Source organism: Peribacillus sp. Bi134, from assembly GCF_918698065.1.
GTDB lineage: Bacteria > Bacillota > Bacilli > Bacillales > DSM-1321 > Peribacillus.
Genome location: NZ_CAKKLN010000001.1, coordinates 487,850 through 502,914 on the forward strand (window position 1 = coordinate 487,850; position 15,065 = coordinate 502,914).

17 protein-coding genes are annotated in these 15,065 nt (G+C 36.2%); 15 read left to right on the forward strand and 2 right to left on the reverse strand.

Going from position 1 to position 15,065, the window contains the following annotated elements:
• Positions 1–106: 106 nt before the first annotated feature.
• From LQ188_RS02320 to LQ188_RS02355, 8 genes are all read left to right on the forward strand, one after another.
• A complete protein-coding gene (locus tag LQ188_RS02320; protein WP_101225364.1) occupies positions 107–451 on the forward strand; it encodes a n-acetylglutamate synthase in 345 nt (114 codons plus the stop codon).
• Positions 452–478: 27 nt separating this feature from the next.
• Positions 479–1,051: a histidine phosphatase family protein gene (locus LQ188_RS02325; RefSeq protein ID WP_230176011.1), complete on the forward strand. Its 573-nt coding sequence runs from the start codon at positions 479–481 to the stop codon at positions 1,049–1,051.
• Between the two features lie 41 nt (positions 1,052–1,092).
• Complete coding sequence (locus LQ188_RS02330; RefSeq protein WP_230175912.1) at positions 1,093–1,764, forward strand: NAD(P)H-binding protein; 672 nt, start codon at positions 1,093–1,095, stop codon at positions 1,762–1,764.
• Positions 1,765–2,283: 519 nt separating this feature from the next.
• Positions 2,284–2,700: a BlaI/MecI/CopY family transcriptional regulator gene (locus LQ188_RS02335; protein WP_101225362.1), complete on the forward strand. Its 417-nt coding sequence runs from the start codon at positions 2,284–2,286 to the stop codon at positions 2,698–2,700.
• Positions 2,700–3,551, forward strand: coding sequence for a M56 family metallopeptidase (locus LQ188_RS02340; protein WP_230175913.1), 852 nt, complete (start codon positions 2,700–2,702; stop codon positions 3,549–3,551). The genes LQ188_RS02335 and LQ188_RS02340 overlap by 1 nt, the downstream gene beginning before the upstream one ends.
• Before the next feature lie 71 nt (positions 3,552–3,622).
• On the forward strand, positions 3,623–4,051 hold the full coding sequence (locus LQ188_RS02345) for a DoxX family protein (protein ID WP_101225360.1): 429 nt from the start codon (positions 3,623–3,625) through the stop codon (positions 4,049–4,051).
• 412 nt (positions 4,052–4,463) lie between these two features.
• Positions 4,464–5,072 carry an ATP-dependent Clp protease proteolytic subunit gene (locus LQ188_RS02350; RefSeq protein WP_101225359.1) on the forward strand — a complete coding sequence of 203 codons (609 nt, stop codon included), beginning with the start codon at positions 4,464–4,466 and terminating at the stop codon, positions 5,070–5,072.
• Positions 5,073–6,127: 1,055 nt separating this feature from the next.
• Positions 6,128–6,553, forward strand: a complete 426-nt coding sequence (locus LQ188_RS02355; RefSeq protein ID WP_230175914.1) for a VOC family protein — start codon at positions 6,128–6,130, stop codon at positions 6,551–6,553.
• Positions 6,554–6,742: 189 nt separating this feature from the next.
• On the opposite strand, the gene LQ188_RS26785 is transcribed toward LQ188_RS02355, so the two are convergent.
• Positions 6,743–6,868 (reverse strand): hypothetical protein, encoded by a 126-nt coding sequence (locus LQ188_RS26785; protein ID WP_286141460.1) that lies wholly within the window; start codon positions 6,866–6,868, stop codon positions 6,743–6,745.
• A 222-nt stretch (positions 6,869–7,090) separates the two neighbouring features.
• On the opposite strand from LQ188_RS26785, the gene LQ188_RS02360 reads away from it, so the two are divergent.
• A complete protein-coding gene (locus tag LQ188_RS02360; protein WP_230175915.1) occupies positions 7,091–7,870 on the forward strand; it encodes a hypothetical protein in 780 nt (259 codons plus the stop codon).
• 249 nt (positions 7,871–8,119) lie between these two features.
• Here LQ188_RS02360 and LQ188_RS02365 read toward each other — a convergent pair whose 3' ends face one another.
• Positions 8,120–8,752, reverse strand: coding sequence for a 2OG-Fe(II) oxygenase (locus LQ188_RS02365; RefSeq protein ID WP_101225356.1), 633 nt, complete (start codon positions 8,750–8,752; stop codon positions 8,120–8,122).
• A 480-nt stretch (positions 8,753–9,232) separates the two neighbouring features.
• Between LQ188_RS02365 and LQ188_RS02370 the strand changes: the two genes are divergently transcribed.
• The 6 genes from LQ188_RS02370 to speD all read left to right on the forward strand — a co-directional run bounded on the left by LQ188_RS02370 (position 9,233) and on the right by speD (position 15,053).
• A complete protein-coding gene (locus LQ188_RS02370) occupies positions 9,233–10,408 on the forward strand; it encodes an acyl-CoA dehydrogenase family protein (protein ID WP_101225355.1) in 1,176 nt (391 codons plus the stop codon).
• A 208-nt stretch (positions 10,409–10,616) separates the two neighbouring features.
• A complete protein-coding gene (locus LQ188_RS02375) occupies positions 10,617–11,780 on the forward strand; it encodes a betaine/proline/choline family ABC transporter ATP-binding protein (protein ID WP_101225354.1) in 1,164 nt (387 codons plus the stop codon).
• Positions 11,781–11,792: 12 nt separating this feature from the next.
• The gene (locus LQ188_RS02380) at positions 11,793–12,446 is read left to right on the forward strand and encodes an ABC transporter permease (RefSeq protein WP_133346510.1); all 654 of its coding nucleotides are present in this window, start codon (positions 11,793–11,795) and stop codon (positions 12,444–12,446) included.
• A gap of 11 nt (positions 12,447–12,457) precedes the next feature.
• A complete protein-coding gene (locus tag LQ188_RS02385) occupies positions 12,458–13,375 on the forward strand; it encodes an osmoprotectant ABC transporter substrate-binding protein (RefSeq protein ID WP_290370088.1) in 918 nt (305 codons plus the stop codon).
• Positions 13,376–13,392: 17 nt separating this feature from the next.
• Positions 13,393–14,055 carry an ABC transporter permease gene (locus tag LQ188_RS02390; protein ID WP_230175916.1) on the forward strand — a complete coding sequence of 221 codons (663 nt, stop codon included), beginning with the start codon at positions 13,393–13,395 and terminating at the stop codon, positions 14,053–14,055.
• 161 nt (positions 14,056–14,216) lie between these two features.
• Positions 14,217–15,053, forward strand: a complete 837-nt coding sequence (gene speD, locus LQ188_RS02395) for an adenosylmethionine decarboxylase (protein ID WP_230175917.1) — start codon at positions 14,217–14,219, stop codon at positions 15,051–15,053.
• The last annotated feature ends 12 nt before the right edge of the window (positions 15,054–15,065 follow it).

A 15,065-nucleotide genomic window follows, 5' to 3' on the forward strand; every position in this document is an offset into this window, starting at 1 on the left:
TGTCATTTTCTGGACACAGAATTAACAATCCTATAAGATTTTTGAATATTCATTTTTTGATTAATTTGGTATCATTATCCTTATTAATTCATATGGAGGAATGATGATGTTTAATTATGATGGTAGGATTTTCAAGGCTCTAGTCAATTCTGAAAATGGAGAAGTATCGGGAAATACTTCCTTCCACTATTCACAAGAAGGCTCAATTCTTTCAGCAAGTTATCATGGTGGTGAGATTGTTAAAGGAACTTTAATAGGGCTTGTCAATATGGATGGTTCCTTGGAATTCAGGTATAATCATATCAATGAAAAAGGTGAAATTAGAGGCGGCAGCTGTCTTTCCACTCCTGAATTATTGCCAGATGGCAGGATACGCTTGCATGAAAAATGGAAATGGTCAGATCTAGATCAGACTGAAGGACACTCCATCATTGAAGAAGTGAAAAAATAACAATCTACATAGAAGGGTTTGAGGACAATTACTACTATCTGTTTAGTGCGGCATGGTCAAACAGATTGGAATGCACTAGGGAAACTGCAGGGGCAGACTGATATTCCTTTAAATGAACTAGGAAAGATACAGGCACGGCAATGTGGTGAATTCTTGTCAAAAGAAGCTTCTTGGGATGTGATTATTTCGAGCCCTCTAAAAAGGGCAAGGGAAACGGCAGATATCATTTCTCATTATATTGAAGTCCCGGTCATTGAAAAAAAGGAATTCATTGAAAAAAACTTTGGCGTTGCCGAAGGAATGACAGCAGCTGAAAGGGCGTCAGCATTCATTGATAAAGAATATCCTGGTCAGGAAAATCAGGAATCTTTACGAAACAGGCTGATGAATGGGCTTCAGGGAATTCAGAAGGAGTATCCTGAGAAAAAAGTTATACTTGTTGCACATGGTGCAGTCATTCATTTTATTTTACGCTTGATGTCAAACGAGTCAATCGTATCAAATGGAATGCGCTTGTTCAATGCATGTTTGAGTACGATAAGATTTGAAGTCGATTCTTGGATAATTGATGATTTCAATCAAGTGCATCATTTATCTTAGTCCTATATTATTCAGCAGCTAATGAAGGAAAGTGGGAAATCATGACTAATAAGACGGCATTGATTTTAGGCGCTACAGGTGTGGTAGGCACCCAGTTGGTTAAACAGCTAAGCAACAGCAAAATCTATAGTGAAATCCATTTGCTGACAAGAAGGGAAATGAAATTCACGGAGCCCAAGTGCACAGGACATGTTGTGGATTTCGATAATTTGTCCCAGTATGCCTATTTATTCAACGTCACCGATGTTTTCATTTGTTTGGGTACAACGATCAAAAAGGCTAAATCGAAGGAAGCTTTTCGTAAAGTTGATTATGACTATATAATCGAAGCAGCTAAAATGGCGAAGACATCGAATGTTGAAAAATTACTCGTCATTACGGCCATGGGAGCCAATTCCAAATCAAAGTTTTTTTACAGTCGTGTCAAGGGAGATCTGGAAGGAACACTACAACGCTTGGAAATGAATACTGTACATATATTCCGCCCTTCCTTACTTCTAGGAGAACGCGAGGAATTCAGGGCAGGTGAAAAGATTTCTGGGCTGCTAAGTACTTTTGTGAAATTTGTCTTTGTAGGCCCTTTACGTCCATATCGTGCAATAGAAGCAAACAAAGTAGCTGCTGCAATGTACGCTGCAGCCCAAACGACGGCAAAAGGATATCATTTTTATAATTCTCATGAAATAGAGAAACTTGCACAAAGGGTTAACTAGTGAAACGAGCCTGCAAAAGGCTCGTTTTTTAATCTAAAACGCTTAAAAGGAAAAAGGAACGGATGAACATTGCTACAGAAAAAAGGTAGTGGAGTGTAATAGAGGTGGTTAACCAGAAGAAACAGCAAGGTCAAAAGATTTTTAAGTTGCTTCCATTAGCTGGATTAGCTCAATAAGAAAACCGGGTAAAAAACCCCTCATCTGTTAGTACTATTAAATCTGTATTAGCTGTTGCAATGATACATCCGTTAGCTTCTGTCTTTTTTATATTCATCTTCAATCCTCCATTCAAATATAATTATATATTTCATATCTATACAAAAAATTTGAGGAAATGGAGGACAAAGGATTACTATTAATTATTGAAACGTGCCTGTAAAAGGCTCGTTTCAGACTGTAGTCAAACTCGAAGAAAAACCAGTTTGCCTACTGTATTTTTTTATAACGTTCAAATCTTCCAGATGAAACTTGATTGTAACAGTGATATCCACTACAATTTGTAGTGGGAGGTGGTAAAGGATGAATATTAAAAATTTTAAATATGATGAAGTTGGACTGAATCGTTTCTTTGGTCCATTAGAAGCAAATATCATGGAATATTTATGGGATAAAGATGAACAGAGCATCAAAGCGGTTCAGCAATCATTGGAACTTGACAAACCTATCAATTTCAACACGGTAATGACCGTCATGAATCGTTTAGTCGAAAAAGGCATTCTTGAAAAGAGGTCTGAAGGAAGGCTCTCATTATTTCGCCCAGTTCAATCCAAAGCGGAGTTTTTAGAAGAGCAGTCAAAGAAACTGACTGAGAATTTGCTCGATGAATTTGGTGGAGCGGTCATAAGCCATATGCTGGATGCCATGAAAGATGCTGACCAAGGTTTAATTGAAAAATTGGAACAAAAAATTCAATCGTTAAAAAAGGATAAATTATAATGTGGAAGAGTAAGTCTTATTTTGTGATAAGCCTGAGTCTTTTAATTGCCTGTGTAGTATGGTGCCAAATGGGAGCGTTTTTGGTACATATCTTTTTTGGTGTGAATATTAAAGCCAACTTTTTTAAATTTTGCTTTAGTCTATTCAAGGAAGATTCAGTATACTATTTTGTAGTCGTCACCCTGCTCAGTATAATAATATCCTATAGCATATTGAGCACCCTTTTCAAAATTGCAGAGCAATATTTCTTATCCAGAAGGTTTAAACAAAAGCTTTTTCTTTCCAAAAATTTTGAAAAGACAAGGTTTATAAATGAAACATTCAACCGGGTCAACAATGATATCTTAGTTGTGAATGCTGATCAGCCTCTTGCGTTTACGCTTGGTTTTTGTCGGCCATTCATTGTGTTTAGTTCTGGTTTAATTAAATTATTGGACCAGGATGAGCTAGAAGCGGTAGTAGAGCATGAAGCCTTTCACCAAAAAAAATATCATCCGCTGGTAATATTTATTTTACAGTTGATATCAGATGCTTTATGGTTTGTCCCACTTACAAAATGGTGTCATAAAAATTACAAAATAATAAGTGAATTATCAGCCGATGAAAATGCGATAAATAAAATGGGGACTGAATTAGGCATAAGTACTGCTTTGTTGAAGTTAATTAAACATGGTTACACTGATAAATCCTCGCCCGTCCTTGTCCACTTCTCCAATGAATCAGTTAACTATAGACTTCAGCAATTAATCGATCCCCATAAAAAAATTCCTTTGAGGGCTGAAACTACTACGATTTTTGTTTCTATTTATGTTTTGCTTATACTTTTGGGAATGACTATAGTGATTGTCTGATGACTTTCACTTGATTTTTTTACCACATTGCACTACACTTTGTAGTGTAAAATAAAAAAAGGAGATGTGACATGAATAAACAAGAGATCGGTACCTTTTTATTAAGAGTTATGTTGGGAATTTCATTTTTGCTACATGGATTGTCAAAATTCCAAGGTGGGTTGGAGAACACATCAGGATGGTTTCAAAGTATAGGCATACCGGGATTTATGGCCTATGTAGTCGGTGTTATTGAATTGTTTGGAGGAATTGCTTTAATATTAGGTCTTGGAACAAGAATAATATCTGCCCTCCTTGTATTCATCATGGCTGGTGCAATTGTTTATGTGAAATTCCCTGCAGGTTTTATGGGGAATGGAGAAGCTTCAGGGTACGAACTGGATCTCGTTCTTATGATTATTGCACTTCATCTAGTTTTAAATGGAAGTCGATTCCTATCGATAGATTCTAAGTTACCTAATCTTAAAAGAGGACAAGATTCAGAAATGAAAGCAAGTTAATAAAAATAAACAATATCACAGTGTTAAGTTTATAGCTCACCAAATTGAAACGAATAGACTAAAGTCAAAAAGGACCTAATCGATTAGGTCCTTTTTTTTGATGGAGCGTTATTCTGTTGAAATGCACCAGAACCTTTGATTTTTTCTACTATTGTATGCAAATAATCGATAAAGAAAATCGAGTCGGGGTTTAATGGTTTGGAATTTCAAAATTGGGCTATTGTGTTTTTTCCTTTGTAAAAGGTTCTACATTCTCATTTCACTTTTCTATGTTCTAAAAAATAATGGACTTTAAAATGATGATGAATGCTGTTGCGAAGATTGTACTTGCTGAATAAATTAATAAATAGATATGATTGTGTATTACACTTTTTCTTCCTATAACACAGCATATTATTAAGGAGGATTTATAATGAAAAAAGTTGAATTCAATAATGAGTATTTGGAAATAATAGGGAATTTACCTGATTCTCTTGAGGAGTATCAGTTTTACCTTGGACTGAAAGAACGGAAAATTTATTATAATTATGATGTGGATACAACCATTGTAAATAAAATTGTTTATTGGATTCAAGAATGGAATCGAGAAGATGAAGAGTTAAATATTCCAATAGATAAAAGAAAGACAATACAAATTTATGTAACATCTGATGGTGGAGATGTAGTGGCTGGTTTTTCTGCCATTGATGCAATTAAATCAAGTAAAACGAAAGTTGAAACCATTGGTGTAGGATCTTGTGTTTCTATGGGTGCGTTACTGTTGATTAGTGGACATTATAGAAAAGCATATCCCAATACAATAATTCTTATTCATGATGGAAGTATGTCTGTTCAATCAACTTCTAAGAAGGCTAAAAATACAATGAATTTCTATGACCGTTTAGATAATCGTATTAAGAAGTTTGTTGTGGAAAATACCAACATTTCAGAAGAATTGTATGCAGAAAAGGAAGATGAAGAATGGTACATGTTTGCAAATGACGAAGGTTTGAGTTTAGGAATTGTACATGAAATAATTTAATACTTATAGTTAATTGGGAAGTGAAATTGGTTTCTATTATTTTTAGAAGAAAAGCGTTAATTTTTTTCGGTTATATAGTTAAATCTGTACTACAAACAATAAATATCTTATTTTTTCAAGATTAATTACCTCTTATATCAACATTCTATAGCTATTTTCCATCTTTTTTAGAACGTGAGAATTTAAACGAGATGGGTAACTTATATAATAGTGGGATACAAATTTAGTCTGAGAGCCATTAATCAACCAGGGGCAAATTAGCATGATTCTAAGCTACAAAAGATAAAAGACTAGACAAACTTTCAAAAATTCAGGAATGAAAAGAACTGATAGTCCGAATATAGACTGACTACTCAGTATTTAAGTAAACGTCAAGTAGCCCCAAAATATACTACATAAGTGGTGTATTTCGGGGCTACTTTTTGTTCGCTACATTTTTTTATTGGTACTCTGCATATGGTAGGCAAAGTGCAGGAGAGAAAATCTACCATGTACCGGGCGGGGAATTTTAAGACGAATCGGCTGCGGAAGAAAAAGAATTGATTGGTCTATGCAATCCATCAGGTTCCTTTTTTAGTTAAGTAAGGCTAAAAGAGAAACACTGAAGGATTTTTCTATTAGTCCAGCAATGAGATTCAAGAACTTCCATATTAAACGTAATTGGGTGTTATGATCATTAGGCTTGATAAGGACCGTGGTTTCTCCTGCTTCTATAGCTTTTATGAATAACAAACAAAAAATAGATTATTTTAATGCAAAAGCATCTGTTGGTGTTTAATCGAAGAAAATTCCAAAGTGAATGGTTCAGTTTTTGTAACAATGTGGTCATGAACAAAACAAACACTTTAAGCTAGTGGGATAATCATTTAATATTTTATTTAAACCAGTCTGTCACCTGAAAAATTGTTAGTATTCAAGTGATTTTCGTTGACGAACACACGTTCTTTGTTATAAAATACAGTCATGGGTAATAATGGTTATTGTCCACAACATCAAAAAGAGGCTTGGAAGTTACTCATGCTTTCTAACAAAAATTAGAACAAAAGGAGCTATTTATGACAATGCGACTGTCCCCCTATTTAATGATGAACGGAAATGCAAAAGAAGCGATTCAATTTTACGAAAAAGCACTTGATGCGAAAGTCCTTTTTAATCAAACTTTTGGAGAAATGCCTGAAAACCCGGAATTTCCTCTGCCAGAAAAAGCAAAAAATCTTGTGGCACACGCAATGTTAAGGGTTGGGGAAACGGATCTCATGTTTTCCGATACGTTTCCAGGTCAACCTAGTCACTCTGGAGATCAAGTCACGATCTGTATTTCAATAAACGATATTGAAAAATCAAAAAGAATCTTTGAAACATTGTCTCAAGGCGGAGAAGTGACAATGCCGCTGCAGGAAGCTTTTTTCAGCCCTGCATATGGAATTGTAACAGACAAATTCGGTGTAACCTTTCAAGTGTATACAGAGGGTAAACAATAATCTCTAGTTAACTAATAGCAGCTGCTTTGGTGACTTAGTTGCAAACCCAATTTCTCAATTATATATCCCTGAGAGATTGGGCTTTTTAATATTGGCATATCCTTAACATTGTAAATCCACGTGTTGCTTGCGGTACTCCTTATGGAATTATAGGTATGATACCTATCGCTTTTCCTATGCTGTCTAAGTTCATTCCGCCCCTTCAGAAAGATTCAAAAATAAAACACTTTTCCTCCGTGTCAATTCACGTGCTTTCTTCACTGCCATACGGGGTCTTGCTGTCATTTTCCCTTTATCTACAATTTTACGGGCCATGTTCTGGTCCCACTTTTAAGTTTGATACCTTATCGTTATCTCTCTGTGATATTCGTCATATATTCTTCATCTGTTTGTTCTTTGTTTAGAAAATGGCTATGCTATCATTTAAAACATTGGCATATAAATTAGCCGCATTGTTTGTAAAATATATTCCTTTTAATAGGCTAATAGCAATCGAAGTAATATTACGTTGCGTAATAAGGGGGAAGGGGGAACAACGTGAACACAGATCAAGCTTTCGACCTGTTAAAGGACGCAGGAGTAACAGAAAGCAGCAGTATACAAACTGTTAGACGCTGGCTCCGTGAAGGTAAGATTAAATATGAGGGAGGAAACGGGATTAGAGAAACTGGATACATATTGGATGACACAGATCAAGCATTTGAAATGTTAAAAGATGCAGGAATAAAAGAAAGTAATAGCATACAAACTGTTAGGCGCTGGCTTCGTGAAGGTAAAATTAAAAATGCGGGAAACGGAAAGAGGAACACTGGATACATAAGCGATGAAACTGCTTCAAAGCTGGCCATAAATGATTTCATAGATCAAAATAAGGACGAAATCATACATCGATTAAAATTGAAAATACAAACTCAAGATAAGCATATAGAAGGAATCGAAGAACTTCATGAAACTGCAAAAAGAATATTGATTCAGCAAAGGGATATGTTCAAAAAGGAAGTTGCCATACTAAAGAATGAGAAAAGTGAATTACAAAATGAAACAAAGGATTTATTAAAAGAAAATATTGAATTACGTAATGAATTGATAAAATTAAAAGAAAACATCAGAAATAATTACAATATTGATTCCACTGCTCAATCAAATGATTATAGTAAAAAATTAGGGCTTTCTAAAATGGCGAGCAATAAAGAAGTGTTAGCAGAATATAAAGGGTTATTAAAAATAACTCATCCTGACCATAATGGCAACGCGAAGGTATTTCATTACATTAAGACTGATTACGATAATTTTAGAAAGAGCAACAAAGGTAAATGAGAGCGTTTTAAAAAAAAGTATAATCAAATCAAACTTAACGAGAATTCCAGGGCAAAAGTATGTTTTGAAACGAATCAATTGTTTAGGATCAAGAAAGCTATGAAGTTCAAGGGAACATTATTTTTTTGATTCCATTCGTTTGGTCATTTTAAGTAAACAGTTTCCAAATGAACAAATAGGTGCCTTAGATCATTTGGCACCTAAAATTGAGGTATTTATAGTCCAGCGTTTACATTATCAAGCTGCAGACTATTTTTTTTGTCGCCTCATCCATTGTGTTGCAACCCATTTTTCACCAGTGATAACTGGCGCTCCACTGTGTAAAGTTAGTTCGTTTAGGTTTTTATCGTTATAGAAATATTCGAAATATACAGCCATTCCTTTTCGCGGTGACACTGAAAAATTCAGTTTAGGAAAAAAAGTTTCCCCTCCATGCTCCACATCATTTAAATACATGATGATTGTGCTAATTCTATTATTTTTTGCTGCCAGACTTGTAGATGTGAAAAAATCAAAATGAGCTTTATATTCTTGACCAGGAGTATATTTAAGAATTTGAATACCATCTCCATGTTCAATGGGGATACTCATGATGGATGATATTCTTTTTTCAATTTTAGTTATGACGTCATATTCTTTTTCTTGAAAAAACATGCTACTGCTTGTTCTTATTTCATTTACCTCGTGTGTAACTCCAATTTTGGAACGGTGCATTTTGTCTTTTGACAATCTAATAAGTTCGTCACATTCATCGTCACTTAAAACATTTCCTAAAACTACAATTAAAGGTTCTTCTAATCTAGCAATTACGTTAATTTCTCGATCTTCTGTTATAATTTTATTTCCAATATGATTAAAGATGGTTTGTTCTTTAACTGTCAACTTTCATCGACTCCTAGAAGAATGAATTTTCCGAACAATTAGTATCTCTTTCTTTGTAAACGTTTTCTCTGTTAATTATACCATAAACGTTGTTATATAACTGTTTCTTATTCTGCTAACCTCCATATTGAGTTAATTAAAACGAACATTTTGACGAAAAAAAGGGATAATTGATTTTTACAAAAGAAGTCGTTTTATTGTAATCCCGGCAATATTCCAAAAATAACCTCGGTAGAATATATGGAAAGCCCATATTCAAAGCAGTTAAGTAATACATAATTAAAATGGTAAAAAATAGATTTGTTAAAGGGAATTCAATACTTTTGTTGAACATGAATATTGTGGAACATTTTTACTGTTTAATGATTTGTTATTGTAATCGTTTACATCGAGGCGTTTAACATATTTTCATGGAAGTGATTATAAGTTATTTTGACATTGATGTATTTAATAAACCCATTAGCGAATGGAGGTTAACCTATGGTTAGCACACTGGCAATCAATAAAGATGATTCCCGTTCCTTCCTAACGGAAGAACACTTATTATTTAAACAATCAATTCGTGAATTTCTCGCAAAGGAGGCTGTCCCCTTTTATGATCAGTGGGAAAAAGAGGGGGGAATACCTCGCTCCTTTTGGAAAAAGATTGGAGATAATGGGTTTTTATGTCCTTGGCTTGATGTGGAATTCGGTGGAATAGGAGCGGACTTTGGATATTCAGTTGTGCTGGCAGAGGAATTGGAAATGGTTGGTTCAGCTTTAGGGGGAATATCCATTCATTCGGATGTTGTAGCCCCTTATATAGCTACATTCGGAACAATAGATCAACAACAAAGGTATTTACCAAAGTTCTTTACAGGAGAAATGATTTCCGCCTTTGCGTTCACAGAGCCGGGAATGGGTTCGGAAATAGCGGATATTCAAACCACTGCCATCAAGAAAGATGGATATTATAATGTTAATGGAGCTAAAACGTTTGTCATAAATGGCTTTACAGCTGATTTCATGATAGTAGCATGCAAAACTGATCTTAATGCTGTTCCTTCTCAGGACGGTATCAGTTTGCTGCTCATTGATAAAGATACGCCAGGATTTTCGCGAGGAAGAAAGCTTGGTAATGCAGGACAGGGAAGTTCAGGCATAGCCGAGCTATTTTTCGATGATGCTTTAGTACCTGTTGGCAACCTCCTTGGTGAGGAAGGGAAGGGTCTTTCATATATCATGCAAAAACTGCAACAGGAAAAACTAATGTGTGCGATTGGGTCTTTAATAGCAGCGAAGGACATGCTTCACTTAACGATGAATTTTATAAAAGGACAAAAAGCATTTGAAAAGAAAATAAGTAAATTTAAAAATGCACAGTTTACCATTGCTGAAATAGCGACCGATATTCAACTGGGAAGGACGTTTGTTGATGGGTTGATCTGTAAACATATGACTGGGGAGAATATCATAACTGAAGTATCGATGGCTAAATATTGGATAACAGAGATGTCTAAGCGAATATCTGAAAAGTGCATGCAGTTACATGATGGATACGGACATATGGAAGACGATAATATTACCCGGCGTCACCGGGACATTCCTTTTTCAAAATTCTTTACAGGGACAGATGAAACCGTAAAAATTCTGATTGCTAAAAATATCGGGTTTTAATTCATTATTAATACTTTAAATCAATCAACTGCCTCAATTAATATGAGGTAGTTTTTTTATGACATTTTTTCAATATAATTACATATGACTAGTTTTTTAAATAAAAAGGTTTATACAGCTTATCTAATGGGTACAAGAGACTGTGCATATGAAAAATTAATATATTTGTAAAATTTGTAATTGTATGCGAATGATGGAGGTGCTTGTTATGTTAAAAATCGAAAATGTATCGAAAATCTATAAGGGAGGAAAGAAAGCTGTAAAGAATATATCTTTGGATATTAAAAAAGGGGAGTTCATTTGCTTCATTGGTCCGAGTGGATGTGGTAAGACAACGACAATGAAAATGATTAACCGCCTTATCGAACCATCGGAAGGCAAAATACTTATTAATGGTGAAAATATCATGGATAAAGATCCAGTCGAGCTAAGAAGACAGATTGGGTACGTTATCCAGCAAATCGGACTTTTCCCTCACATGACGATTCTTGAAAATATCACCCTCGTTCCAAAACTTCTAAAATGGAATGAACAGAAGAAAAAGGAACGCGCACTGGAATTGCTTAAGCTTGTCGATATGGGGCCTGAATACCTGGAAAGGTATCCTTACGAATTGAGCGGCGGGCAGCAACAAAGGATAGGCGTTCTCAGAGCACTTGCTTCCAATCCTCCACTCATTTTAATGGATGAACCTTTTGGCGCATTAGATCCAATCACCCGCGATGCTCTTCAGGAGGAATTTAAAAATTTGCAGCGCACACTTGATAAAACGATTGTTTTTGTTACCCATGATATGGATGAAGCCATTAAGCTAGCCGACCGGATCGTCATCTTAAAGGCTGGTGAAATCGTCCAAGTGGGAACACCGGATGAAATCCTCAGAAACCCAGCCAATGAGTTCGTGGAAGAATTTATCGGTAAAGATCGTTTGCTTCAAACAAGACCGAATGTTGAGTTGGTCGAACAAATCATGAGTCGAAATCCAATATCCATTACAGAAGAAAAATCCCTCACCGATGCAATTACAATAATGCGAGATAAAAGGGTCGATTCTTTACTTGTGGTTAATGAGCAAAATATTTTGAAAGGGTTCGTTGATGTTGAAACGATCAGTGAATATCGAAAAAAAGCTAAATTTATCAGTGAAGTCATCAATACTGAAGTCTACTCAGTCAAACAGGATACTTTAATCCGTGATTCCGTTCAGAAGATTTTAAAGCGAGGGTTCAAATATGTGCCGGTGGTCGACCAGAATAAACATTTGGTCGGAATTGTCACTAGGGCAACATTGGTCGACATCGTATATGACAGCATCTGGGGAGAGGAAGAAAATCAAATGGCAGAAATGGCAGAAATGGCAGAAATGTTTTAGGAGGTGAATCAGATGGAAGCTTTGCTCAATTTTTTACAAACGAACTGGCAAGAATTGATTTATAAGGCATGGGAGCACTTATATATATCCATGATCGCTGTTTTCCTCGGAATAATAGTTGCCGTGCCACTAGGGATTATGTTGACCCGAATGAAAAGGAGCGCTTCGATAATAATCGGAATTGCAAACATAATGCAGACACTGCCGAGCCTAGCAGTCCTGGCCTTTTTCATTCCTTTCCTCGGTGTTGGGAAAACTCCCGCAATCATTGCGTTATTTTTCTACTCTGTTTTACCCATACTCAGGAATACATATACAGGCATTAAAGGCGTGAATGAAAATCTGCTTGAATCCGGCCGCGGCATCGGGATGACAAGCTGGGAGAGGATTCGTCTGGTAGAATTCCCGCTGGCACTTTCAGTCATTATGGCTGGTATCCGTACGGCTTCCGTCTATTTGATCGGGTGGGCCACCTTGGCTTCCTTTATTGGAGGCGGAGGACTTGGAGATTACATTTTTATCGGTTTGAATTTATACCAAACAGAATATATCATCGCAGGTGCAGTTCCGGTAATCATCATGGCTATCCTTGTGGATTATGTATTCTCGATCATTGAACGAAAAGTCGTTCCAAAAGGATTGAAAGGTATGAAGGAAGTTGCTTGAGGAGGATTACCATGTATAAAAAAATGAGACGTACAATTTTAATGGCCCTTTTAGTTTGTTCATTAATGATCACCGGCTGTTCTTTGCCTGGTTTAGGGTCATCTTCAGAAACTACTGTAAAGATCGGTGCCCAAAGCATGACCGAATCCGAAATTCTTGCGAACATGATTGCTCAACTCCTTGAAAGGAATACGGAACTTGATACGAAAATCATCAAAAATCTAGGTTCCAATTTCGTTCAGCAAAAAGCGATGGAGACCGGTGATATAGACATAGCAGCAACTCGATATACAGGGACGGATTTAACGAGTGTCCTGGGACAGGAAATCGAAAAGGATCCAGTAAAGGCGTTGGAAATTGTTCAAAGGGAATTCAAAGAACAATATGGGTTCAAATTTTTTGATTCCTATGGGTTCGATAACACGTATGCCTTTACGATTTCAAATGAATTGGCTGAGGAAAAAGGGTATCAGAAAATATCTGACCTAGAAAAGGATGCAGATAATTTAAGGTTAGGTGTAGATAGTGCTTGGCTGAAAAGAAAAGGGGATGGTTATAAAGGATTCGTCGATACATATGGATTGGAGTTTGGCGAAACTTATCCGATGCAGATTGGCTTGGTATACGATGCAGTCAAAAATGGTCAGATGGATATTGTCCTTGCATATTCCTCAGATGGACGGATTAAGGTTAATGATTTGAAGCTCTTAGAAGATGATAAACAATATTTCCCTCCATATGACTGTTCACCGGTCGTTACTGAAGAATTATTGGAACGGTATCCTGAAATTGAAGATGAACTTAACAAGTTAATTGGCGAGATCACTACTGAAACCATGCAGGAACTGAACTATGAAGTTGATGGGAACTTGAAGGAGCCATCGGTCGTAGCTTCAGAATTCCTTAAAGCACATAAATATTTTGAATAAATGGGAGGTGCAAACTAATGGAAACCTTGCAACAGCTGGGAACTTATTATTCACAGAATTGGATGTATGTACTTACTGAATTTTATCGCCATTTTTTAATGTCAGCTTATGGGGTTTTATTTGCAGCAATTGTAGCCATCCCGATAGGCATTTTCATTGCAAAACATAAGAAATTGAGTAATTGGGTATTTTCGATAACGAATGTCATACAAACCACACCAGCATTGGCTATGCTCGCACTCTTGATGCTAGTAATGGGGTTAGGAACAAATACAGTAATCTTATCATTGTTTTTATATTCCTTACTGCCGATCCTGAGGAACACTTATGTCGGTATTACAAGTATAGATCATGCTTATTTGGAATCTGGAAAGGCAATGGGGATGACGAAGCTACAGTTACTTAGAATGGTCGAACTGCCATTATCTCTGTCTGTCATCATGGCTGGCTTACGTACAGCGCTTGTCGTTGCAATTGGAGTAACTGCTGTCGGTACATTCGTAGGGGCAGGCGGACTGGGGGATATCATTGTCAGGGGAACGAATGCCTCAAATGGAACGGCAATCATACTTGCTGGAGCAATCCCGACGGCATTGATGGCCATTCTCTCAGATCTTGTACTCGGATGGCTGGAACGAATTCTTTCACCGATAAAAAAGAAAAAAATTCATACTGCATAGAACAAATCAGGATAATAAAAAAGCCGTTGCATGTTAATGCAATGGCTTTTTCTTGGCTTATCGATAAAAAGGCAGAAGCTTAGGCTCGCAGACTTAGTTTTTTATTTCAGAAAAAGGGTAACTATAAGGATAGTCCTAAAAAAATATAAGGGGAATCAATCATGAAACTTACACCAGAGCAGCGTATTGAACTTCATGGATTTAATAATCTTACGAAATCTTTAAGCTTTAATATGTATGATATTTGTTACACAAAAACCAGGGAAGAGAGGGAGGCCTACCTGGATTATATCGATGAACAATATAATGCAGAGCGGCTTTCGAAGATCTTGCACAACGTTTCTGATTTAATAGGGGCACATGTTTTAAATACGGCCAAACAGGATTATGTCCCTCAAGGCGCCAGTGTAACCATTCTTGTTTCAGAAGGTCCTGTCGTCGAGGTACCTATGGGGACTTATGAGGAATCACCAGGGCCTTTACCTGATAATGTGGTCATGCAACTGGATAAAAGCCATATTACCGTACATACATACCCTGAATACCATCCGAATGAAGGCATTAGCACATTCAGAGCCGATATCGATGTCTCTACTTGTGGGGAAATATCACCACTTAAAGCCCTTAATTATCTCATTCATTCCTTCGATACCGACATTATCACGATCGATTACCGAGTGAGGGGCTTTACGCGAGATAAAGATGGGCAAAAATTGTTCATTGACCATGATATTAATTCCATTCAAAACTATATTCCTGATGAAGTAAAGGGTTTATATGACATGATTGATGTGAATGTATACCAGGAAAATATATTCCATACAAAATGTAAGCTGAAAAGGTTCGATATTAATAATTACTTATTCGGTTATACAGAGGAAAAGCTGAATAAAGTGGAAAGGCAAGAAATTATAGAAAGACTTCAAACGGAGATGGATGAAATTTTTTATGGTGCCAATGTTCCGCATCCAATAGTAAAAAACAAGCATGCCGATTAAGGGATGCTTGTT

Bases quoted from the DNA above. Each gene is read 5' to 3' on its own strand.
- LQ188_RS02320 (WP_101225364.1), top strand. From the start codon at position 107: ATGTTTAATTATGATGGTAGGATTTTCAAGGCTCTAGTCAATTCTGAA.
- LQ188_RS02330 (WP_230175912.1), top strand. From the start codon at position 1,093: ATGACTAATAAGACGGCATTGATTTTAGGCGCTACAGGTGTGGTAGGC.
- LQ188_RS02335 (WP_101225362.1), top strand. From the start codon at position 2,284: ATGAATATTAAAAATTTTAAATATGATGAAGTTGGACTGAATCGTTTC.
- LQ188_RS02340 (WP_230175913.1), top strand. From the start codon at position 2,700: ATGTGGAAGAGTAAGTCTTATTTTGTGATAAGCCTGAGTCTTTTAATT.
- LQ188_RS02345 (WP_101225360.1), top strand. From the start codon at position 3,623: ATGAATAAACAAGAGATCGGTACCTTTTTATTAAGAGTTATGTTGGGA.
- LQ188_RS02350 (WP_101225359.1), top strand. From the start codon at position 4,464: ATGAAAAAAGTTGAATTCAATAATGAGTATTTGGAAATAATAGGGAAT.
- LQ188_RS02355 (WP_230175914.1), top strand. From the start codon at position 6,128: ATGACAATGCGACTGTCCCCCTATTTAATGATGAACGGAAATGCAAAA.
- LQ188_RS26785 (WP_286141460.1), bottom strand. From the start codon at position 6,868: ATGGCCCGTAAAATTGTAGATAAAGGGAAAATGACAGCAAGACCCCGT.
- LQ188_RS02370 (WP_101225355.1), top strand. From the start codon at position 9,233: ATGGTTAGCACACTGGCAATCAATAAAGATGATTCCCGTTCCTTCCTA.
- LQ188_RS02375 (WP_101225354.1), top strand. From the start codon at position 10,617: ATGTTAAAAATCGAAAATGTATCGAAAATCTATAAGGGAGGAAAGAAA.
- LQ188_RS02380 (WP_133346510.1), top strand. From the start codon at position 11,793: ATGGAAGCTTTGCTCAATTTTTTACAAACGAACTGGCAAGAATTGATT.
- LQ188_RS02385 (WP_290370088.1), top strand. From the start codon at position 12,458: ATGTATAAAAAAATGAGACGTACAATTTTAATGGCCCTTTTAGTTTGT.
- LQ188_RS02390 (WP_230175916.1), top strand. From the start codon at position 13,393: ATGGAAACCTTGCAACAGCTGGGAACTTATTATTCACAGAATTGGATG.
- speD (WP_230175917.1), top strand. From the start codon at position 14,217: ATGAAACTTACACCAGAGCAGCGTATTGAACTTCATGGATTTAATAAT.